Origin of the sequence: Pedobacter vanadiisoli (genome assembly GCF_042684385.1) — a bacterium.
GTDB lineage: Bacteria > Bacteroidota > Bacteroidia > Sphingobacteriales > Sphingobacteriaceae > Pedobacter > Pedobacter vanadiisoli.
Map to the genome: position 1 here is coordinate 38,055 of NZ_JBHULL010000040.1, position 21,736 is coordinate 59,790.

Below are 21,736 nucleotides of genomic sequence, written 5' to 3' on the forward strand. Positions count from 1 at the left end.
ATCAGATACCAAGGCTAATAGTTTATCATTTTCGAGCAAATTTTATAAACCTATTTAAATCTTGTAATCCTGCCCATGGAACAAAAAGATGGCTTAAAGAAAACGCTTACCCCTTTTATGCTATGGGGGCTTGGCGTAGGTTATGTAATTTCCGGAATGTATTTCGGCTGGAATTTAGGCCTCGAAAAAGGCGGTACCCTGGGTATGGCCATTGCTACCGTTGCCATTATGATCATGTATGTAACCTTTAGTTTCAGTTATGCCGAACTTGCCTGTGCCATACCAAAAGCCGGTGGTGTTTTTGATTATGCCAATAAAGCGCTTGGAAAAAACATTGGTTTTATTGCTGGTATTGCACAAATGGTCGAATTTATATTTGCGCCTCCGGCCATTGCCTTTGCCATCGGCGCTTATTTTAATGCATTTTTCCCCCAGGTACCCATTCTTACCAGTGCAATTGCGATATACATCATTTTTACGGCATTAAATATATATGGTGTTAAAGCTGCGGCATCATTCGAGGTGGTTATTACCATTTTGGCCGTTGGCGAATTGCTTCTCTTCTCTGGTATTACCTTACCTAAATTCCATGCAGAAAATCTGGTGTACAATAACTTTCCAAATGGTTGGGGTGGTGTTTTTGCCGCTATTCCGTTTGCCATCTGGTTTTTTCTGGGCATAGAAGGTGTTGCCAATGTGGCCGAAGAAACCAGGAACCCGCAACGCGATATCAGTAAGGGCTTTGGCTGGGGCATATTTACGTTAGTGGTATTGTGTATACTTGTTTTTATCTCTACCATTGGCATAGGTGGGTGGGAAGCCATCGTTTATAAAAACGGGAAATCGGGCGAAACTTCCGATTCGCCTTTGCCCCTCGCCCTTTCCATGATTACCGGCGATAACCACTTCATGTACCACTTGCTTATTACCATAGGCCTGTTCGGCTTAATAGCGTCGTTCCACGGATTGGTTTTGGCAGCGGGGCGTTCAACTTACGAAATGGGAAGGGTAAAAAGCATACCGGCAATTTTGGGCAAAATCTCGCCAAAGTTCCAAACACCTGCCAACGCACTAACAGGTAATATGGTAATTGGGATCATCGCACTTTTATCAGGCAAAACTGCCGAAATTATTATCATTTCGGTATTTGGAGCGCTAACCTTGTATATCATCTCGATGATTTCGCTAATGGTACTTAGAACAACCAGTCCGGAAATGGCAAGGCCTTTTAAAACCCCGCTTTATCCGTGGTTTCCCATCATTTCTTTGATTATTTCCTGTGTTTCTTTTATCGCAATGCTGATTTATAATCTTAAATTAGGTTTAATTTATTCGGGCATTGTTTTAGGTATATTTCTTCTATATAAAATCTTTAAAAAGGCAGATTAATGAGTACCAGTAAAGAAATTCTTGATTATGTAAAAAATCATCACTCCGGAAAAGTGAAATTAGCCGTAGCCGATATCGACGGCATTTTAAGGGGAAAATACGTTGCTGCCGAAAAATTTGCCTCACTGGTTGAAGGCCGTTTAGGTTTTTGTGATGTTACTTTCGGTTGGGATGCCAGCGACGCGGCTTATGATAGCGGAAAATATACAGGCTGGCATACCGGTTACCCTGATGCACAGGTTAAAATTGATTTAAATACTTTCCGGAAAATCCCCTGGGAAAATGATGTTCCCTTTTTCCTCGGTGATTTTATCGACGACCAGGAACGGGCAAATGAGGTTTGTCCGAGACAATTGTTAAAAAAACTGATCGCCGATTGTGAAAAAGAGGGTTTCTCGCCCATTTTTGCACAGGAATTCGAATGGTTTAACTTTTTAGAAACACCAGAAACCCTGAACGAAAAGCGTTTTAACAATTTAAAACCTTTAAGCCCGGGTATGTTTGGTTATTCTATTTTAAGGAGTAGCTACCAGAATGCATTTATGAGCGATCTGTTTGAACTGCTCAATAAATTTGATGTCCCCATTGAAGGTTTACATACCGAAACCGGTCCGGGGGTTTACGAAGCTGCCATTAAATATGCCCCGGCCCTGCAGGCAGCCGATCAGGCCATTCTGTTTAAAACAGCTGTAAAAGAGATTGCCTATAAACATGGTGTTTTAGCCACTTTTATGGCTAAAATAAGCGAAAATTTACCCGGTTGCAGCGGGCACGTACACCAGAGCCTATGGGATAAAAACAATAATACCAACCTTTTTTATGATGAAAAAGAACCCGATAAGATCAGCCGGGTCATGAAAAGTTATATCGCCGGTCAGTTGCATTGCCTGCCATACCTCTTACCGATGATTGCCCCCACCATAAACAGCTACAAACGTTTAGTAGAGGGTGCCTGGGCGCCAACCACCGTAACCTGGGGAATCGATAACCGTACAACGGCATTACGTGCGCTCCCCGGGAGCAAAAAGGCTTCACGTTTGGAAACCAGAATTGTAGGGTCAGACACCAACCCATACCTGGCCCTTTCTGCCTGTTTGGCTGCCGGAATGTACGGCGTTAAAAACAGCCTGGAATTAACGCAGCCTTTAACCAAAGGGAACGGATATACCGATTTATCAAATGGCGTATTATCCCGTAATTTATTCGAGGCTACCCAAAAAATGAAAAATTCTGACCTGGCCAAAACTTTACTGGGGGCAGATTTTGTTGATCATTTCACCATGACCCGCGAATGGGAATGTAAACAGTACGCAAAAGTGGTAACCGACTGGGAACTGAAAAGATATTTCGAAATTATTTAACAATTGCCATGCTGAACCTGATTCAGCATCTCTACAAAATAGAGAGAAATAAATTACTGAATAAAACAGAACCTCATGATATTTGATAAAATCCATCAGTTTAATTTTCCAACAACCATCCGGTTTGGTGCAGGTGCAGTAAAAGAATTACCGGCTTATTTAAATAAAAACCAATTAAAAGCCCCTTTAGTAGTTACTGATCCTACTATTGCTCAACTTCCGTTTTTTAAAAGCATCGTAAACGATTTAAAAACAAAAAACATTTCAGTTGAGGTGTTTAGCGACATACACAAAAACCCGGTAAAAAGTGATGTTTACAAAGGTACCGATGCCTGGGATGCTACCCAGCGCGATAGCATTATAGGCATAGGAGGTGGTGCAGCTCTGGATGTTGCCCGTGCCATTGTGCTGCGTGTTAACCACCGCGAAGATTTATTTAAATATGATGATTTAATCGGTGGTGATATTTATGTAACCAACGATGTACCCCATTTTATTACCATCCCAACCACATCAGGTACAGGGAGCGAGGTAGGCCGCAGTGCCATTATTGCCGATGATGAAACCCACCAGAAAAAAATCCTGTTCTCACCAAAGCTAATGGCTCAGGTAGTTTTTGCCGATCCGGAATTAACCATGGATTTACCTCCATTTATTACAGCAGCAACAGGGATGGATGCCCTAACCCATAATATGGAGGCTTATCTGGCCAAAAATTTCCACCCGATGTGCGATGGAATTGCCTTAGAAGGCATTTCATTGATCAAAGATTCGTTGGAACGCGCCACCCGCAAACCTGATTTAGAAAGCCGCAGCAAAATGTTAATGGCCTCAATGATGGGTGCCATTGCCTTTCAAAAAGGTTTGGGCGTGGTCCATTCGCTGGCACATCCCCTTTCTTCCCTTTTAGATACCCACCATGGCCTGGCAAATGCGGTTAATATCCCCTATGGCATGCAGTTTAATATTGCCGGTTTTGAAGACCGTTTTAAAAAAATTGCCCGGACACTCGAGCTTAAAGAGGAAAATGGTGAAACTGTTGTAAAATACCTGTTCGATTTGAATACGAAAGTAAATATTCCGCACAAATTGAGTGATATTGGCGTTAAAAATGAACACATTGAAACACTTGCCGATTTAGCATTTGCTGATTTTGCACATCCAAACAATCCTAAACCGGTAAGCAGGGAAGATTTTAAACAATTGTACTTAAATGCGCTTTAGAGCAGGATTAAAAGATTATGGGATGTTAGGATTTACAGCTATGAATTTAAAATATATTAATCTAAAATCGTTATAGTCATTCCGAAGAGAAAAAGATAAATCAGTGGAATTAATTAATATGTCTGATAAAATAATAATCGGTGTAACCGACTGCAGCAAATTCGATATCTATCGCAACTGGGTATTATCTTCCAATAAAAATATAGAAGTCATCCAGCTCGGATACAAGCTTAACAATTTCGACGACATCGAAAAATGTGAGGGCATTGTTTTAACAGGAGGAGAAGATGTTCATCCGCGTTTTTACAATCAGCCTGAATATTATCCTTATTGTTACGATGATGATATTGATGAAGAACGTGATGAGTTTGAATTTAAGGTTTTAGCTTATACCGAAGCCCATTCTATTCCTGTTTTAGGTATTTGCAGAGGTATGCAGGTGGGCAACGTATTTTTTGGCGGTACTTTAATCCCAGACATCCCATCCTGGGGGAAATTCGATCATTCGAAAATGCATAATAAATCAGATCGCTATCACGAAATTATAGTAAATCCTTCTTCGTGGCTGAACCAGATAGTGAATACCGATAAAGGATTGGTCAACAGTAACCATCATCAAAGTACCGATAAAACAGGAAAAGGATTGGTCGTGAGCGCAATTTCACCGGATGGGGTTACCGAAGCCATGGAACGGCTGGAACCAGAAGGGAAATCATTTTTATTATTTGTACAATGGCATCCTGAGCGTTTGAAAGATCAAAACAGTCCATTTAGCAAAAATATTCATGAGGCTTTTATTAACGCTATAAAATTAAATATCAACCACAGCTAAAAAGGATAAACACAGATAGAGATCGGTAAGATATTTAATACTAAACCCTTTATAAAATCTGTGTTCATCTGTGAAAATACGCAGTAAGAAAATTAGAAACATGCAGATCATCAACCCCGCAACAGAAGAAACTATTACCAGCCTGGAAGAAGATTATTCATCCACTCTTCAACTCAAATTTGATGCTTTAAACCAGGCGCAACCAATATGGGCAAATAAAACGCTGCAGGAAAGGATGTCCGTAATCGCGAAGTTCAGTGATTTATTGGAAGCGGAGATCGAAGCACTGGCTTTAGTATTAACCAACGAAGTAGGCAAACCTTTACAACAGTCGCGTAATGAAATTAATGGTGCAAGGGCCCGTATTAAATGGATGCTCAGCAATGCCGAAAAGTATTTGAGTGATGAAGTGATGGTTGATGAACCTGGTTTAAAAGAAATCATTAAATATGAGCCATTGGGGGTAATCTGCAATATTTCGGCTTGGAATTACCCTTACCTGGTTGGTGTAAATGTTTTTATTCCGGCACTTTTAAGTGGTAATGCAGTAATGTACAAACCATCAGAATATGCTACTTTAACGGGGTTACAGATCGAAAAACTATTAAAAAAAGCAGGCATACCAGCCCCTGTTTTCCAGGTTGCCGTTGGTGCAAAAGAAACAGGAGCGGCCTTATTGGAAATGAATTTTGATGGCTATTTCTTTACAGGTTCCTACAAAACAGGAAAATTGATCTATGAGAAAGTCGCATCTAAAATGGTTCCCTGCCAGTTGGAATTAGGTGGAAAAGACCCTTTGTATGTTGCCGATGATGTTACCGATATAGCCGCGGTGGCGGTTGGCACAGCTGATGGCGCTTTTTATAATAACGGACAAAGTTGCTGTGCTGTTGAACGCATTTATGTACACGAAAAATATTACCAGGATTATTTAACTGCCTTTGTTACCGAAGTTAAAAGCTGGAAAAGTGGTTTGCCCCTGGCCAACGACACTTATATTGGTCCCTTAACCAGGAAAGAACAAATTTCGGTTTTGGAAAATCAGGTTGTTGACGCCTTAAATAAAGGTGCAAAATTATTAACAGGTGGTAAAGCGATTGAAGGTAAAGGTTATTATTTTGAACCGACCGTATTAACCGATGTTACCAATGATATGCTGGTAATGCAGGAAGAAAGTTTCGGACCAATTATAGGTATCATGAAGGTAAAAGACGATACTGAAGCCTTAATGATGATGAAAGATACCGATTATGGATTAACTGCTTCTGTTTATACAGCGAACCAGGCAAGAGCAGAAAAAATACTTGCACAGCTTGATGCCGGTTCAGGTTATTGGAACTGCTGCGACCGGGTGAGTGCAGCCTTACCCTGGAGTGGCAGAAAATATTCAGGCATTGGCGCTACTTTATCGCATCAGGGATTAAGGGCTTTTACCAAACCGAAAGGTTATCATTTAAGGGGATAAATATGGGAGAAGATAGGGATAATCAACTTATCGAAGGCGAAATAGCCGATTATTTGTTAACCGATACCGGGATACTGATTTCGTACAGTAAAAGCGTTTTACGTACTGTAGAAAATATTTCTGCCAACGTTGCACTGGTTAAAAAAATTACCGGGAATAAGAAAGTACCGGTGTTAATTTATTTGAAAAATTCGCCGGTTCCGGATAAAGAAACACGCAAATTTTCGACCGGACAGCTCCCCCAGATTTATACCGCCATGGCCATGGTTTCTAAACCAGGTTTGGCGCAGTTCATTATGAGGATTCTTTTTAATTTTCAAAACCCGCCCATACCGATAAAGTCATTTACAGATGATAAAAAAGCGATGGAATGGCTAACGCAGTTTTTGTAAATCAAAAAAGGTGGGATCCTGGGCATGTCGAAGGACATTCTTTCTAGAATTAACTAAATATGGGACAAAACAACTTTCCCGCAGATCAAAAAAAATTTCGCAGATGATGACTTTCTGCGAATTTTGGTGGAGTCTTCGACTCCGCTCAGACTGACAAACTCCTAATAATATCATAAATTCAATTACGATTTTTATCCAGCGCTAACCGCTATGCGCTCCGCGCTCGCTTCTTGCGCATTTCCTTCTATACAAATACCGCTCATTAAAATCTTTTTTAATAAATTGCGGATTATACTTATCCGGTTAATCCGTTTTAATTATTTTAATGAAAAGACTATTCCTGATTATCTCCTGCTGTTGCATTGCAACCAGCATATACGCTCAAAACATTGTTACAGAAACCGAAGCCGGCGATGCAGAAAGCATGATTGCCCAAACACCTATTGCCATTATTCCGGAACCGGTTTCATTGGTAAAAAAAGCCGGAAGCTTTACATTACCCGAAAATGTAATTGTACAAGCTGTTAAAAGTGGTGCACTAAAGCAATCTATTGCTTACTTATCAGACCGGATTAGCACCGCTACAGGGAAATTTGTAAGCACAGTGAGTAATTCGAGTCATCCAACCATTAAGCTGCTTTTAAACACTCAGGAAGATACTCAACTTGGTAAAGAAGGTTACAAACTCAATGTGAACCCTACCCAGGTGGTAATTACTGCAAACCAGCCAGCGGGTATTTTTTATGGCATACAATCTTTACTTCAGCTTTTTCCTGCCGAAATCGAGAGCAAAGAACTGATAAACGATGTTAAATGGAAAATACCCTGTGTTGATGTAGTAGATTATCCGAAATTAGGCTGGAGAGGTTTAATGTTCGATGTGGCCCGCCACTTTTTCACTAAAGAGGAAGTAAAACGGTTTATTGATGATATGGTGCGCTATAAGTTTAACCTGCTGCACTTGCACCTGGCTGATGATGAAGGCTGGCGCCTTGAAATTAAAGGCTTGCCTAAACTGACTGAAATTGGTGCCTGGAATGTTAAAAAAACAGGAACCTTTGGCGATTTTATCCCGCCAACACCTGATGAACCCCGTAACTATGGCGGTTTTTATACCCAGGAAGATATTAAAGAACTCGTTCAATACGCACAGGAGCGCTTTGTAAACATATTGCCCGAAATTGATGTACCGGGCCATAGTTTAGCAATTATCGCTTCTTATCCCGATTTATCCTGTACCCCTGATGCAGCGAATTATAAAGTACGCTCTGGCGAAAAAATTATGGACTGGAGCCGTGGTGCACCACCAATTGCCTTGGTTGATAACACACTCTGTCCGGCAAATGAAAAAGTTTATGGCTTTTTAGATACCGTAATTACGCAGGTGGCCAAGCTTTTCCCTTTCGAATACATCCACATGGGAGGCGATGAGGCTTCGCATAATTTTTGGGAGAAAAATGATCAGGTTAAAGCTTTAATGCTTCGCGAAGGCTTAAAAACCATTCCACAGGTTCAGGCTTATTTCGAAAAGCGCGTAGAACAGATTGTGATTTCGAAAGGCAAAAAATTTATGGGCTGGGACGAAATTCTTGAGGGTGGTGTATCGCCAACAGCGGCAGTAATGAGCTGGAGAGGAATGAAATATGGCATCCAGGCGGCTAACGAAAAGCATAACGTAGTCATGAGTCCAACCGATTTTGCCTATTTGGATTATATGCAGGCAGACCCGATTACCGAACCAAAAGTGTATGCCTCGTTAAGATTAAACAAAGCCTACCAGTTTAATCCTGTGCCGGCAGGCGTAAATGCACAGTATGTTATAGGAGCGCAGGCCAATCTTTGGACGGAGCAGGTATTTACCTTCCGTCAGGCAGAGTACATGGTTTATCCTCGTGCATTTGCCATTGCAGAATCGATCTGGAGCCCAATTGAAAAGAAAAACTGGACAAATTTTGTTGACCGTACGCAACAACATTTTAAACGCCTGGATTTTGCAGAGATTAAATATTCACCAGCCATTTACGATCCTATTTTTACCGTGAAACGCAGTGCTGATAAACAGCTGATGATAGAACTGACCACAGAAATTGATGGCTTGGATATTTATTACAGTTTTGATAACTCTACCCCCGATCGTTTCTACCCGAAATACACAACGGCCTTGCAGGTACCTAAAGATGCCAGCATGTTACGTGTAATTACCTACCGCGGCAAACAGCCTATCGGAAGATTAATCAGCATGCCAGTTGCAGATTTACAGAAAAGGGCAAGATAAAATGGGAAAAGAAATAGAGCGCAAGTTTTTAATCGATCAGCAGAAATGGGATAACCTGGGTAAACCGGAAGGTAAACTTCTTAGGCAGGGTTATCTACTCACGGATAAAGATAAAACCATACGGGTAAGGGCAACTGAAAGCAAAGGATTTTTAACCATAAAAGGTCAAACCATTGGTGCCACACGATCGGAGTATGAATACGAAATCCCTGTTGCCGAAGCCATAGAGTTATTGGATAATTTTTCGGTTTCAGAACTTTCCAAAACACGTTATGAAATTACATTTAAGGGTAAGCTTTGGGAAGTGGACGTGTTTTTAGGCGACAATAAAGGTCTTATTGTTGCCGAAATTGAACTGGAAAGCGAAGACGAAACTTTCGATCTGCCAGATTGGGCAGGTGTTGAAGTAACCGGAGAAGAAAAATATTATAACGCTAACCTGACCGTTAGGTCTTTTAAGGATTGGGCTTAGATTTTATTTAAACAGACCTTATAGATTTTTTGAAACCTATAAGGTCTTATTTTTTATTTAGCCAATGGCGCAGCTGTATTTGGCTTGCTGATGCCTTTCAGTTCTACATCGAAAACCAAAGGGGTGAATGGATTAATTGGTCCGCCGCCGTTTTCGCCAAAGCCCAATCTGGATGGTAAAATCATTTTAATCTTACCGCCTACCCCAATCAGCTGGATTCCCTGTATAACACCCTGTGGCAATTGCCCTAATGGCAAACTACGTGGTACATATTGTACATTTTCTGAGAAAATTCCAGCTTCTTTTGCAATTTTGGCATTCGAAGTATCGAAAACATTTAATGCCCCATTTGATTTTTTATTGGTAAACTGGCCTGTGTAGTCTATTAATACCGTATCTGTCAAAGTTGCTCTTTCTGAGTTGCCCGGGGCAGAAATTACATACTGCAAACCAGATGGCGCAGTAGTTACTTTCAGATTATTCTCTTCAACATATTTGGTAATTTTAACAGGTTCTATCTTTTTATTTTTCTCGTTTAAAGCTTTGTATTCTGCTTCGAAAAATAGTCTTTTCTTTGCTTCAAAAATAGAATCAGGATCCTTTCCTTTATGTAAAACCTTTTCAATTTTGATGGTAAAGGAAGCAATGTTTGATTTTAGTCCTTTTGGTTTCGGCTGACCAGAATATTTTTCCATCGAATCTAAATTCAATTTAAAAACAGCACTATCTCCCTCTCCAAGCAGTTTTAGCCCCGAAGCCAGATCCCCTTTGAACATCGATTTGCTGATCGCAAAAAAAGCGGGACGCTCATTGTCGTAGGTATTTACCATAACCGAATCGGGGTTGGTATTGGTTTCTACTGTTTGAACGCCATTTAACTTTACATAGTCGCCATCCTGAATTTTTGGCTTACCTTCACTTTTATAGATCTTGTAAGTCATATCTCCCTCACCCTTTTCGAATTTGTTACAGGCAGATAGTCCTGAAGCTGCTGCCAAGAGAATAATTATTCCTTTTTTCATTTAATATTTTTATTAAAAATCAGCCTTTTAATCCATTTTGGATCTTGGGCCATTTTATTAGATCAATACAAAGATAGGTTATAATAAGTTTTTACGAATTTTTGTAAAGTTTTATTTCTTGGTTATACGTCAAAAAAAATCCTGCTTAAATGAATAAGCAGGATTTAAAATATGTTTCAAAAAGCTATTTCTTAACCGGGGCAACAGCTGTAGGGGCTGGAGTTGCCGGGGCTGGTTTTCCTTTGATAATATCTTTAATCTCAAGATCGAAAGCAATCGGGCTGAAAGGCATAATACCAACCTGTGGTGCACCTTGCTCGCCGTAACCTAAGTTAGAAGGGATGATTACTTTAATTTTACCACCTTTACCGATTAACTGTAAAGCTTCGGTAAAACCCGGGATTGTACCACCAACCGGCATTTTTTGAGGGCCGTAAGGTTTACCTGGTTTAAATTCGTTTTCTGCTTTAGCCAGTTTTTCATCACTTGTATCGAAGATTTTATATTTACCATCTTTACCTTTTTTGGTAACCCTACCGGTATAATCAATCAATACTGTATCGCCTAAAGCTGGTTTTTCTGCGCTACCTGGTTTTTCGATAATATAGTGTAAACCGCTGGCAGTAGTTTTGGTTGCCAGTTTGGTATCTTCTAAATAAGCTTTCAATTTAGCAGGTTCTGCAGCTTTCTTTTTTTCTGAAGAAGCTTTGTAATCAGCCTGGAAAAACTCTGTTGCTCTTTTGTTAAAGGTAGAATCGGCTTCGCCAGCTTTTTTCTTAAATACTTTTTCAACTTTTACCGTAAAAGTAAGGTATTTATCGTTTTTAAATTGCTCTGGTTTTGGTTGTTTGCTATGGAAAGCCATAGTATCCAGGTCGATTTTAAACGTAGCGCTATCGCCTTCGCCAAACAAAGTCAATACATCGTTCATATCACCAGCGTACATTTTTTTCTGTACAGGGAATACTGCCGGGGTTTCGCTATCGAAAGTGCTTGATAAAACAGAATCTTTACCGTTTTTCTGGATAAAGTTCATTTTAACGATGTCACCTTCTTTTATTTTTTCGTTACCTGCTGAGTGGTGAATGGTATACAATAAGCCACCAGCTCCCTTTTTTTCTTGTTTACATGCCGCTAAGCCTAAAGTAGCTGCTGCTAGAATAATAATTCCCTTTTTCATTTATTAATTTGACTTTTAAATTTTATTGTTTGTTTCTTGCCCTTAGGCGATCAATTGTTCTTTATATTCTGCTAATATCGATTTAAATTCGTTAACTACATCAGTTAATTCTTTTTCTGATGCACCACCAGCAGCATTTCTATGTCCGCCGCCATTAAAATATTTCTTGCAGATTTCGTTTGCCGGAAAATCGCCTGTAGACCTCACCGATAGTTTAACTTTATCGGTACGCTCAATAATTAAAGCGGCCAAACGGATTCCATTGATAGATAAGGCATAATTTACCACGCCCTCAGTATCGCCCGTTACGCTATGGTATTCGGCCAGTTCTTCTTTGGTAACCGAAATAATCGCAGTGTTGTATTCTCTTAAAACCTCCAATTTGTTCGATAGGCAGTAACCTAAAAAGCGTAAGCGATTTTCGCTGGAATTATCATATACCAATTGATGGATTTTCCAGTGCTCAGCACCTAAATCGATCAGGTTTGCAGCAATTCGATACACTTCTGACGTTGCAGATTCGAAACGGAAAGATCCTGAATCGGTCATGATGCCCGTATAAAGACAAGAAGCTACGTCTTTATTAATGCCAGCCTGATCTTCCAGCTGGTTCACAATAAAATCGTATACCAGCTGCGCAGCCGCACAGGCATTGATATCCCAATGGCGGTAATCGTCAAAATCCTCCGGTTCGAGGTGATGATCGATCATAATTTTTTTTGCACCTGCTGCCCTTACCAATTCGCCCAGTTCGTTAATACGGCTTAGGGTATTAAAATCAAGGCAGAAAATAATCGAAGCTTCGTCTACCAGTTTTGCAGCCTGTTCTTGTTGCTCGGTAAAGATAATAACATCCCCATTGTTCGGCATCCAGTGTAGAAAAGTTGGATAATCGGTTGGCGTAATTACTCTTACGTGATGGCCTTTCTGAATTAAATATCCATATAAACCAAGGGATGAACCCATTGCATCGCCATCGGGTTTATGATGTGTAGTGATCACAATCCGTTGTGGTGTAGCCAATAATGTTTTTAATTCAGTTAGTGTAAGCATATTTTATAGCGGTGCAAAGCTAGCAATAAATAGTAGATAACAAAAACCGACATTATTCAATAAAAGAAAGTTGACTGCTAACTTTTTTAGTATTTATTTTTCGACTAATTTTGTTCTCCACTTATTGGGGATTATCCAAAAAGTGGCCACCTGTTTTTGAGTAAAGCGGCCACTTTTTCGATATAATTTGATCACGTATTTCGCATAAAAGTGGCAATTCGGCTTATTTTAAGCAGTTTTAAGGTGTATTTATAGCCCGAATGACATTGGTTGTTTTATTGGTTTACGCATTCTACTAAGCCCCTAAGGTGCTTAAAAATGATTTTCTTCCTCACAGTCCTTCCCGGTTTATTAAGTTTACCAGCATGCTGCCATATCTATCCCACTTTTTGTATGCCCAGTCATCTACCCCTACGGCCTTAAGCTGTCCTAATGGAGGCAGAGGCGCTTTGTGGATCAGTCTTAGTAAAGTAGAATCACTAACAGGCATGGATAATGTACTGCAAATGCACTCTGCAGGTCTCCCGTCCATTTCCAGGGCAGCGGTTAATAATTTCTCATCCAACCTTTTTGTCCGTCGCTTACACGGTTCGAAATGATCATCAAAGCGTTCCGTGAAAATCTTTCTCTTACATTCTGTTTTAATGCATCGGAATTTTCTGGATTGAAGGTATATATTACATGATTTCCCAACGTTGGCAGGTCACAGAATTTTCTTAAATAATAGCTATGAAGCTTCTTTGAAGAACTTAGGCAATCCGGACAACAGCAGATTCGTTGCTTGCTCTGTACATAGATATTAACAAAATCGGCCTGGTTATCTACCGAAACAACTTTAAAAGGATCACTTGATGAGAAAATCAGTTTAGACAGATTCATTATTTCTTAACGAATAACAACCAGACTTATCATGGAAAACCACCAAAATTAGGGAAGAACCACCATTGCCGAAATCCCCAGACAAATGATAATATCCGGCAATTACCCGATATTATTCAAGGATTAATTGTTAAAAACTGTGAAAATTTCATTTTTTCAAAACTTTTCCACATTTATATGATTGAATTAATATACAAATTGTATACTTTTGGCGAACGCTTTTCAGACCCATATGCAAGATAAAACGAACGTAACCGAGATTACAGGCATATCTTATTCTGCCGTTCTAATTTGGAATAACGCATTGAATACTTTGCCGCCTCTGTCACAAGAATTCTGTCAGACCATTTTTGGATCTAAAAGTGAATCCAATTACTCCTTAGGACGAAATGGCATTAATGTTATTACTCCGCCACGTTTCAAACAAATTGATAATAGATTAATACCTCAAATTGTTCCGGTATTTCAATTTGGTTTTGACAGAATGGTTATTACATCACCCACATTAGATGGCTTAATAAGCGCATATAGCAAAATTGAGAATGAGATTAAAAAACTAAGTTTTCAGTCTCTACTATCAGTGGCAGTAATGGGGATAAATATTGAATATGAAGTTGGTTTTGATAAAGGACATGTGCAAAAATATCTAAATCAAAGATTTTCAGCGCCGATTTTGGATGAAAATTTTAAAGATGGATCAGTTATTACAGAGTTAAAATTGTCCTTATTAGAATCGTCGAAGGATCAGAAAGTGGTTAATATTACAATAGCTCCCAGATTAGCAGATCCTAAGAAATTTTATATTAAATCAAACGACCATTATCAAAAAGTAGCATCGTCGGCTTTTTTATCAATGGAAGAGTTGAGTAAATATTTCAATGAGTCTATAGAGAAATTTGAACGCAAAGTTATACCATCACTAAACTTATTTAACAATGGCAAATAACAGAACCTCACTTCCATCTTTCAACAAATCAAAGCTATCATCTAATCCATTTATACTGTTTGGATTTGCAACGGTAGGATTGGTGACGGATGCCCCATCTAACGCTAATAGATTGCCTGATACAAAGATAGATACCTCATACACTCCAACAGTTTTTATCAAAAAAGATGAAGACTATGATGGATGTTTGAATGCTAACGACTTTATTATTAATACTTATTCTTCAGCAATATCTACATTAAATAGTCATTTAGAAACAACTCTTTCTGGTAATGAGCTGCGCTCCGCTATTGACAATGCTGGAGATGTATCCTATGCACAATTTTTAACTAAATTTGATATTCAAGCTAGCAAAACGCCTACTTTTATAACAATTGGTTTGGATCGTGCTCGTGCGGCTTTTGAAAAATCTGCTAGGGCTTTAGCTAAAATACCATTTGAGGCATCGTCTGTTGATTTGTTACCTAGCGATGGATTCAAGATTATATTAAAGATGTCAGATTCAAAGATATTAATAGCGTCACAATATATGGTTGACTCCGACATTCCTGCTGAAAATGTGGTTTATTCAATATACCAAAATAGGACATTGGTTGAGTCAAATATTTTGTCGGTAAGCAAGTTAGCGGAACAGTTATCCGCATAGTCTAGTTATTAAGCTCTCAATGAATAAATGTACAAAAATTCTCTACTTCCAAAACCAGAGTATGTTCCAAAAATAAGTACTGAATGTTTAATTGAATATGGTGATTTCTATGTAATAAGATGGGCAGAGGGTGAATACAACGATTTGGTTGATGAACTTGGTTTTGCTAGATCGACAGTATTTATCACTACAATACCTCCTGATCAAAAAATAATCGAATTACCAGGGCTTAGTGTAAATCTCCTTTGTAAAGAATCAGATGAAGAGTCTACTTCTTATCGTGCTATTGGCAGGGCTATACCAGAATGGGATAGGGTTGAGTACGTAGAAAGTGGAGAATTAGAATCTCTTTATGAAAAAAAGGATGGTCATATAAATTTTTTCATAAGAATATCTGACATTCATCAAACCGAATTCGATTTAAGGATTGTAAAACAACCTGACACTATAAAAAACCTTAAAGGGAGAGAATTCATAGAGAAAAATGAATTTGATAAAGAGGGAAAAGAGATTTCTGTCATTTATACAAAAGGCGGGGGAATATTTCAATTTGTCCACACTCCAAACCTAATTAATTATTGGCATTTTGAGCTGCATTGTATAATTGGAGACAAAACCGTAAAGAGATCCACAAAGTCAAAAACGGATAGATCATCATTGGAACTGGCACTAGTTAATAAATTTACATGGAATACTTCTGCGATAAGGCCTGAAGGATTAAAAATTCTTGATCCCGAAACTTGCTATAAAAAAGCGGTGTAGTTCTAAAAAACAAGGTTTTGGCATTCATTAAAAGAAGTGGCGAATAGGTAAGCGAGATAATAGAAAAAAATGGATACATCCCGAGCCAGGTTCTATTACCAAATTAAAGCTAATCCTATGAAACAATCTTTTATTGATAAATTCAAAGAGGTTACCGGCTCCAATATATTCAGTGTAATAAATGTGGAAATTCTATAAAGACTTACACTATACTAATATTGATAAAGTGCGATAAAAAATCGTTATCGTATTTTGCGGTGCAAAGCTAAGTAAATTTAGATTAGGATTAAAAGATTTTAGGATTAGTAGGCTCATCGTTCTAAAAGAGGTGGAGATTAACCAGGTTATATGACCTAAAAAGCCTCAATTCGCCATTTAAAGCTAATTATCTATTACTAAAATAGATTTTTAAACCGAAACTAAGGCGTATTGATTATTCATCAATTAAAACGTATTTTTGCAAAAAATTTGATATTAAAGCACGATGAGCACTAACAGAACTTTTACCATGATTAAGCCAGATGCAGTAGCAAACGGCCATATCGGATCGATCATTAACGACATTACCAATGCAGGTTTTAAAATCATTGCATTAAAATATACCAAACTTACTGAAGAAACTGCCGGTCAGTTTTATGCAGTACACGCTGAGCGTCCATTCTACAAAGATTTAGTAAGCTTTATGTCTTCAGGACCAATTGTTGCAGCAATTTTAGAAAAAGACAACGCCATTGAAGATTTCAGGAAATTAATCGGTGCCACTAACCCGGCTGAGGCTGCTGAAGGAACAATCCGTCAGAAATATGCAAAATCTATCGACGCTAACGCCATTCACGGCTCAGATTCTGATGAGAATGCAGAAATTGAAGGTAACTTTTTCTTCAAAGCAGACGAACGTTTCTAATTTTCAGGTACAGAACATTTACTTAAAACCCCGGATTTTCGGGGTTTTATTGTTTTATCTATTTTGTATCTTACGGCCTTTAAAATAATCAACACTATAAAATAAATAATGAAAAAAATTTTCTTAGCGGTATGTTTATCGGGTATGGCTGTTGCCTCTCAGGCGCAAACCAAAACAGCAGCAAAAAAAACTGTTGCCAAAAAAGCTACTGCAACAACTAAAACGTCAAGTTTGAAATCTTTTGGCTTACACTCGCCTTTAGATTCTACCAGTTATGCCTTCGGTACCTCTATCGGTACAGGTTTAAAAACAACCGGCCTATCTACCTTAAACTACGATGTATTATTAAAAGGCTTAAAAGATGCATTTACTGGTAGTAGTACCGTTTTGACCCAGCAACAGGCACAACAATGTATCAACGAAGCATTATCTAAGGCATCATCAGCAAAATATAAAGCAGAAGCCGAAGCAAATAAAATTAAATACGCACCAATTATGAAAGAAGGACAGGATTTCTTGGAACAGAACAAAAAACGCGCAGGCGTACAAACAACTGCAAGTGGCTTACAATATGAAGTTTTAACTGCCGGAACGGGCATTAAACCACAGGCTACCGATTCGGTGCTGGTGCATTACAAAGGAACGTTACTAAACGGTAAACAATTTGATAGTTCTTACGACAGAGGTGAGCCGATCTCTTTTCCTTTAAACCAGGTAATTAAAGGCTGGACAGAAGGTGTTCAGTTAATGCCTGCAGGTTCTAAATATAAATTCTTTATCCCTTACAACCTGGCTTACGGCGAACGTGGTGCAGGGGCAGACATTCCTCCTTACAGCACGTTGATTTTCGAGGTTGAGCTATTAAAAGTGAACGGAAAATAGTCTGTGAGGTAATAATGGAAAATGTTTGATGGAAGATGTAAAATTGACCATCTTAAATAAATAAAGGATAGGTCGTCATTTCAAACTAAGCATAGCGGAGTTGAGATGGCGACCTTTTTTGATGATTATGCAGGAGAGATCCATCACACTGATCCGATAACTGTCGGATTTATTTCAGGTTCTTGCATGCAAATTTAGATCCCCTATTCCACTTCGTTTCGGTCGGAATAACCTCATCTCCTCATCGTCGTCTGTAAATGGTAACCGCGCATTAGAAAAAAGAACTTCTTTAGATTCACGCTAAATAAACCTTCCTCCAAAACTTTCTTAAACATTCAATGTTAGGTATTACAAATTATATGAATATGAAAAAAGTATTTCCTTTAGCACTGATTGCATTTTTATGCACTACCTTAAGCAGTTGTGAACTCGTAGAAGGTATATTTAAAGCCGGGGTTTGGGTAGGCGTTATTGTTGTAGTGGTAGTGGTTGCACTACTGATCTGGATTTTTGCCAAGATCTTTGGGGGAAGAAGTTAATTGGGAGTTTGTTTTTTAGTTTGGACTCCAAAGTCTGAATTCCTGTTAAAATATAAAGGGCATGAGTTTTAAACTTTTGTCCTTTTATAATGCCTTATAAAAACACCATTTCGGTAATCACTTCGCTGCCAACGTGTTCATTTAGTTTTTGGATGATTCCCTGGCGAACCATAATCAGTTCGTTCTTGATTACTGATGATTCTATCCTTAAAAACAATTTCTTATCGTGAATATAAATCTGTTTGGTTCGGTTGGCAATTGCGGTACCCATAATCTCCGGCCAGATCGATAAGATAGAAGTTTCGTCAAATTTACGGCGCAGACGGTACACATCCAGCATTTTGCTGATGGCATCTTTTACGGTAACGTCATTAGGTTTACGCATGCTGTATGGTTCCGTTATCAACTTCAAACAAAGTTACATCAACTTCTATTTTTTCAAAAATTGTTTTTATCCTTTCTTTACCGGTATCTGTAATAAATATCTGCCCAAAATCATGGTGAGATACCATTTGCATCAGTTTCTGAACACGCTGATCGTCCAGCTTATCAAAAATATCATCCAATAACAGCAAGGGTTTAAATCCTTTATTTTTGGCGAGGTAAGCATACTGGGCAATTTTTAAGGCGATTAAAAAGGATTTCTGCTGGCCCTGTGAACCAAATTTCTTTAAAGGCATGCCACTGATTACAAAAGCAAGTTCATCCTTATGAATCCCTGTGGTAGTCCGTTCCAATACGCGATCTTTTTCAACCGATTTCTTCAACAATTCTTCAAAAGTGGCCTCATTCAATTGCGATTGATAATTCAGCTCAACAACTTCCTTGTTTTCGGTAAGGTAGGTATAATACTGGTTAAATAATGGAATAAATTCATCCATAAAGGCTTTACGGATGGTAAAAATTTTATTGCCCGCAATAACCAATTGTTCATCCAGAATTTCGAGCAGTGCCGGATCATATTTTCGGGTAAGGGCAATTTGTTTCAATAAGGCATTGCGGTTCAGCAGGATGCGGTTATAGGTAATCAGCTGATCGAGGTAATGTGCATCAGTCTGCGAAATCACATTATCAATAAACTTTCTCCGCTCCTCACTGCCCTCCATAATCAGGTTTACATCATAGGGCGAAACCATTACCACCGGAAAAAGCCCAATGTGATCGGCCAGTTTATCGTATTCCTTTTTATTGCGTTTAAACTGTTTTTTCTGGTTACGTTTTACTCCACAGGAGATTTTTTCGTTTTTTTCATTTCGTTCAAAATCGCCCTGGATCATAAAAACCTCTTCGTTGGTTTTAATCTGCTGACTATCGATAGGGTTAAAATAACTTTTACACAGACAGAGGTAATGGATGGCATCGAGCATATTGGTTTTGCCCGAACCATTATTACCCGTAAAAACGTTCACAGTTTCCGAGAAATGGAGATCTGCATCGCTATAGTTCTTGAAATTAAGAAGGGTAATGTTTTTTAACCACATAAATATGTCACAAATTTACCGTTTTTTAACCTCTTCACATCCATTGTTTAAAATTAACGTTAATTACATTTAAAAAAATTGTACTTTCATAGCAAGGAAAAAATTTACATGGTAGCACAAAAAATGTTAGAAGGAAATGTTCTATGGTCGTACGAACATGAACTTACCGATGAAAAAAATGTAAGCTGGATCAAAAAATTAGCGGGTTTATTTTCGTTCTTAAAACCACTTCATAATCACGAAGGTGATATCCTATTGGCATCAAACGGTCTTTTTATTGACGGAGATGAACAATTGGAACTCCCATTATCCAATATAGAAGAAGTTTATATGGGTTTCGACGAGGTTTTCCCTCCCTCATCTGCAAAAAACTTCGGATTGTTCTGGCAACCAATCAGGATCAGGTCGGCCATAAGTCATTCAGAAAGCCAAACCGTGTACCTGGTTATTAACCATACCGGTATTTTTAGCGACAACCAAACCTGGTTTAACACACTGATTAACCTGTTGCGTTAATTGTTGTGTACATTTTAATCTTTCTGCCCTAAACAACTAATGTTTAATTAAATACTTCAAAATAAAGATTGATACTTTGATTGAAAAATGTATTTTTGCAATCTTAAATTTTTTAAACAAACATGTCTACAACAGATAACCAGACAATTCAACCAACTAAAAAAGGTTCATTTTTACAAGAGAATAATAAAAGCTTACTGTTTATAGCAGGTGCTGTAGTTTTATTAGTTTTAATATATCTTTGGTATCAAGGCGTGTATTTAAAAGGTCGTGCTGAAGAAGCCGCCAGCAAAATGTACAAAGCAGAACAATTTGTTGGTGTTGATTCATTATCAAACAGGGCAGTAAAAGGCGAAGGTGGTTACCCGGGCCTGGAGCAGATTGCTAAAGAATACGACAACACAAAATCGGCAAACCTGGCCAACCTTTATTTAGGTGGCATCTATTTACGTAAAGGCGAGTACAAACAAGCTATTGAATCATTAAGCAAGTATAGCGCTACCGGTAGCCCGGTTGCAGATCCATTGGCCTTAGGTTTATTGGGCGATGCTTACAGTGAATTGAAAGATTATAAACAAGCAGCATCTTACTACAAAAAAGCAGCAGATAAAGCGAGTAAATTTACTTCGCCTATGTTCCTTAAAAAACTGGGATTGGTTAACGAAAGCCAAAACGATTTTAAAGGTGCTGTTGAGGCTTATACCAAAGTTAAAACCCAATATCCTGAAAGTGCAGAAGCACAATTGATTGATGCTTACATTGCAAGAGCCCAGGAAAAAGTTAAATAATCATTAACTAACTATATTTTATTGAAAAGATCATCGAAAGATGGTCTTTTTTTGTTTAAAAGCTTTTGCTTGTTAATTGCGCTGGTCCTTTGACTATACTACCCATTGACATATCTCCCATAGAAAAGTCATCATCTCGACTGAGGCATCACGGAATGGAGAGATCAATGAGAAATAGATTTAGCTTCGCTGAGCACTTCGTGGTTCTCAACTGCGTTGCACTCCGCCCGAAATGACGGCACTTTGAGACCATTTATTCTATTCTCACCAAACAATAGACTCCTCCCCCACTAATCATTATTTTTTTCTGGAAATCAGGTGCAGAGGCTTTTAGGCTTGTGCAGTCCCGCTCTCCGTTCCTTCCGGTGAAAAACCGGAACCACTGTGATCGGGTTTAGGTGGCGCAGCCAGCAATACTATTTAGGGTTGCATGGTACAGAAAAAGGAAATTATCTTTATCGACCTGTTTCATATCAGATGGTTTGTGAGGACACACCTCATAGATTAGGAAAAGGAAGTCTATATAAAACTATGCTATTCTACCCACAACAGGAGTATAAACACTGCCTTTTAGACCTGATTGAAATGCAAAGCCCACAGCGTTGGACTGCCCCCAAAAAGTTGGACAAACTTATTAATTATTTAAGACTTGTGCCCGGTATTCAACCGGGCTCATTCCATTTAAGTTCAATCTTATCCTTTTATTGTTATAATAACTAATATACTCA

Annotated in this window: 23 protein-coding genes; 16 read left to right on the plus strand and 7 right to left on the minus strand. The window is 38.6% G+C overall.

The features are described from left to right. Positions 1–75: 75 nt before the first annotated feature. The 8 genes from eat to ACFSR6_RS19270 all read left to right on the plus strand — a co-directional run bounded on the left by eat (position 76) and on the right by ACFSR6_RS19270 (position 9,410). On the plus strand, positions 76–1,389 hold the full coding sequence (gene eat / locus ACFSR6_RS19235) for an ethanolamine permease (RefSeq protein ID WP_379081895.1): 1,314 nt from the start codon (positions 76–78) through the stop codon (positions 1,387–1,389). Further along, positions 1,389–2,750 carry a glutamine synthetase family protein gene (locus ACFSR6_RS19240; RefSeq protein WP_379081897.1) on the plus strand — a complete coding sequence of 454 codons (1,362 nt, stop codon included), beginning with the start codon at positions 1,389–1,391 and terminating at the stop codon, positions 2,748–2,750. Before eat ends, ACFSR6_RS19240 begins: the two co-directional genes overlap by 1 nt. A 75-nt stretch (positions 2,751–2,825) precedes the next feature. Next, positions 2,826–3,974 (plus strand): iron-containing alcohol dehydrogenase, encoded by a 1,149-nt coding sequence (locus ACFSR6_RS19245; protein ID WP_379081899.1) that lies wholly within the window; start codon positions 2,826–2,828, stop codon positions 3,972–3,974. 118 nt (positions 3,975–4,092) lie between these two features. Continuing rightward, a complete protein-coding gene (locus tag ACFSR6_RS19250; RefSeq protein ID WP_379081902.1) occupies positions 4,093–4,806 on the plus strand; it encodes a gamma-glutamyl-gamma-aminobutyrate hydrolase family protein in 714 nt (237 codons plus the stop codon). A gap of 70 nt (positions 4,807–4,876) precedes the next feature. Beyond that, entirely contained in the window at positions 4,877–6,271 is a 1,395-nt protein-coding gene (locus ACFSR6_RS19255) for an aldehyde dehydrogenase family protein (RefSeq protein ID WP_379081904.1), read from the plus strand. Between the two features lie 2 nt (positions 6,272–6,273). Continuing rightward, complete coding sequence (locus ACFSR6_RS19260; protein WP_379081906.1) at positions 6,274–6,663, plus strand: DUF7793 family protein; 390 nt, start codon at positions 6,274–6,276, stop codon at positions 6,661–6,663. A gap of 325 nt (positions 6,664–6,988) precedes the next feature. Continuing rightward, positions 6,989–8,938: a beta-N-acetylhexosaminidase gene (locus ACFSR6_RS19265; RefSeq protein ID WP_379081908.1), complete on the plus strand. Its 1,950-nt coding sequence runs from the start codon at positions 6,989–6,991 to the stop codon at positions 8,936–8,938. A gap of 1 nt (position 8,939) precedes the next feature. Then, the gene (locus ACFSR6_RS19270) at positions 8,940–9,410 is read left to right on the plus strand and encodes a CYTH domain-containing protein (RefSeq protein ID WP_379081911.1); all 471 of its coding nucleotides are present in this window, start codon (positions 8,940–8,942) and stop codon (positions 9,408–9,410) included. A gap of 53 nt (positions 9,411–9,463) precedes the next feature. On the opposite strand, the gene ACFSR6_RS19275 is transcribed toward ACFSR6_RS19270, so the two are convergent. From ACFSR6_RS19275 to ACFSR6_RS19290, 4 genes are all read right to left on the minus strand, one after another. Next, a complete protein-coding gene (locus ACFSR6_RS19275) occupies positions 9,464–10,432 on the minus strand; it encodes an FKBP-type peptidyl-prolyl cis-trans isomerase (RefSeq protein WP_379081913.1) in 969 nt (322 codons plus the stop codon). Between the two features lie 184 nt (positions 10,433–10,616). Further along, positions 10,617–11,612: an FKBP-type peptidyl-prolyl cis-trans isomerase gene (locus tag ACFSR6_RS19280; RefSeq protein ID WP_379081916.1), complete on the minus strand. Its 996-nt coding sequence runs from the start codon at positions 11,610–11,612 to the stop codon at positions 10,617–10,619. A gap of 42 nt (positions 11,613–11,654) precedes the next feature. Further along, positions 11,655–12,665: a DHH family phosphoesterase gene (locus tag ACFSR6_RS19285; RefSeq protein WP_379081919.1), complete on the minus strand. Its 1,011-nt coding sequence runs from the start codon at positions 12,663–12,665 to the stop codon at positions 11,655–11,657. Positions 12,666–12,996: 331 nt separating this feature from the next. Then, positions 12,997–13,230, minus strand: a complete 234-nt coding sequence (locus tag ACFSR6_RS19290; RefSeq protein WP_379081921.1) for a hypothetical protein — start codon at positions 13,228–13,230, stop codon at positions 12,997–12,999. Between the two features lie 546 nt (positions 13,231–13,776). Between ACFSR6_RS19290 and ACFSR6_RS19295 the strand changes: the two genes are divergently transcribed. The 6 genes from ACFSR6_RS19295 to ACFSR6_RS19320 all read left to right on the plus strand — a co-directional run bounded on the left by ACFSR6_RS19295 (position 13,777) and on the right by ACFSR6_RS19320 (position 18,223). After that, positions 13,777–14,490 carry a hypothetical protein gene (locus ACFSR6_RS19295; protein WP_379081924.1) on the plus strand — a complete coding sequence of 238 codons (714 nt, stop codon included), beginning with the start codon at positions 13,777–13,779 and terminating at the stop codon, positions 14,488–14,490. Continuing rightward, positions 14,480–15,136, plus strand: coding sequence for a hypothetical protein (locus tag ACFSR6_RS19300; protein ID WP_379081926.1), 657 nt, complete (start codon positions 14,480–14,482; stop codon positions 15,134–15,136). Before ACFSR6_RS19295 ends, ACFSR6_RS19300 begins: the two co-directional genes overlap by 11 nt. A 27-nt stretch (positions 15,137–15,163) precedes the next feature. Further along, a complete protein-coding gene (locus tag ACFSR6_RS19305) occupies positions 15,164–15,898 on the plus strand; it encodes a hypothetical protein (protein WP_379081928.1) in 735 nt (244 codons plus the stop codon). A 484-nt stretch (positions 15,899–16,382) separates the two neighbouring features. Continuing rightward, positions 16,383–16,802: a nucleoside-diphosphate kinase gene (locus tag ACFSR6_RS19310; protein WP_183765182.1), complete on the plus strand. Its 420-nt coding sequence runs from the start codon at positions 16,383–16,385 to the stop codon at positions 16,800–16,802. 108 nt (positions 16,803–16,910) lie between these two features. Next, positions 16,911–17,684 (plus strand): FKBP-type peptidyl-prolyl cis-trans isomerase, encoded by a 774-nt coding sequence (locus tag ACFSR6_RS19315; RefSeq protein ID WP_379081930.1) that lies wholly within the window; start codon positions 16,911–16,913, stop codon positions 17,682–17,684. Between the two features lie 365 nt (positions 17,685–18,049). Further along, positions 18,050–18,223 carry a hypothetical protein gene (locus ACFSR6_RS19320; protein ID WP_229685115.1) on the plus strand — a complete coding sequence of 58 codons (174 nt, stop codon included), beginning with the start codon at positions 18,050–18,052 and terminating at the stop codon, positions 18,221–18,223. 94 nt (positions 18,224–18,317) lie between these two features. Here the strand turns inward: ACFSR6_RS19320 and ACFSR6_RS19325 are convergent, their stop codons facing one another. Continuing rightward, entirely contained in the window at positions 18,318–18,608 is a 291-nt protein-coding gene (locus ACFSR6_RS19325) for a DUF721 domain-containing protein (protein ID WP_379081932.1), read from the minus strand. After that, positions 18,601–19,704, minus strand: a complete 1,104-nt coding sequence (recF, locus tag ACFSR6_RS19330; RefSeq protein WP_379081935.1) for a DNA replication/repair protein RecF — start codon at positions 19,702–19,704, stop codon at positions 18,601–18,603. The genes ACFSR6_RS19325 and recF overlap by 8 nt, the downstream gene beginning before the upstream one ends. A 123-nt stretch (positions 19,705–19,827) precedes the next feature. On the opposite strand from recF, the gene ACFSR6_RS19335 reads away from it, so the two are divergent. Next, on the plus strand, positions 19,828–20,220 hold the full coding sequence (locus ACFSR6_RS19335; RefSeq protein WP_379081938.1) for a hypothetical protein: 393 nt from the start codon (positions 19,828–19,830) through the stop codon (positions 20,218–20,220). 122 nt (positions 20,221–20,342) lie between these two features. After that, the gene (locus tag ACFSR6_RS19340) at positions 20,343–21,008 is read left to right on the plus strand and encodes a tetratricopeptide repeat protein (RefSeq protein ID WP_379081940.1); all 666 of its coding nucleotides are present in this window, start codon (positions 20,343–20,345) and stop codon (positions 21,006–21,008) included. A 634-nt stretch (positions 21,009–21,642) separates the two neighbouring features. Here ACFSR6_RS19340 and ACFSR6_RS19345 read toward each other — a convergent pair. Next, on the minus strand, positions 21,643–21,736 hold a 94-nt coding region (locus ACFSR6_RS19345; RefSeq protein ID WP_379073649.1), incomplete at its 5' end, for an IS3 family transposase.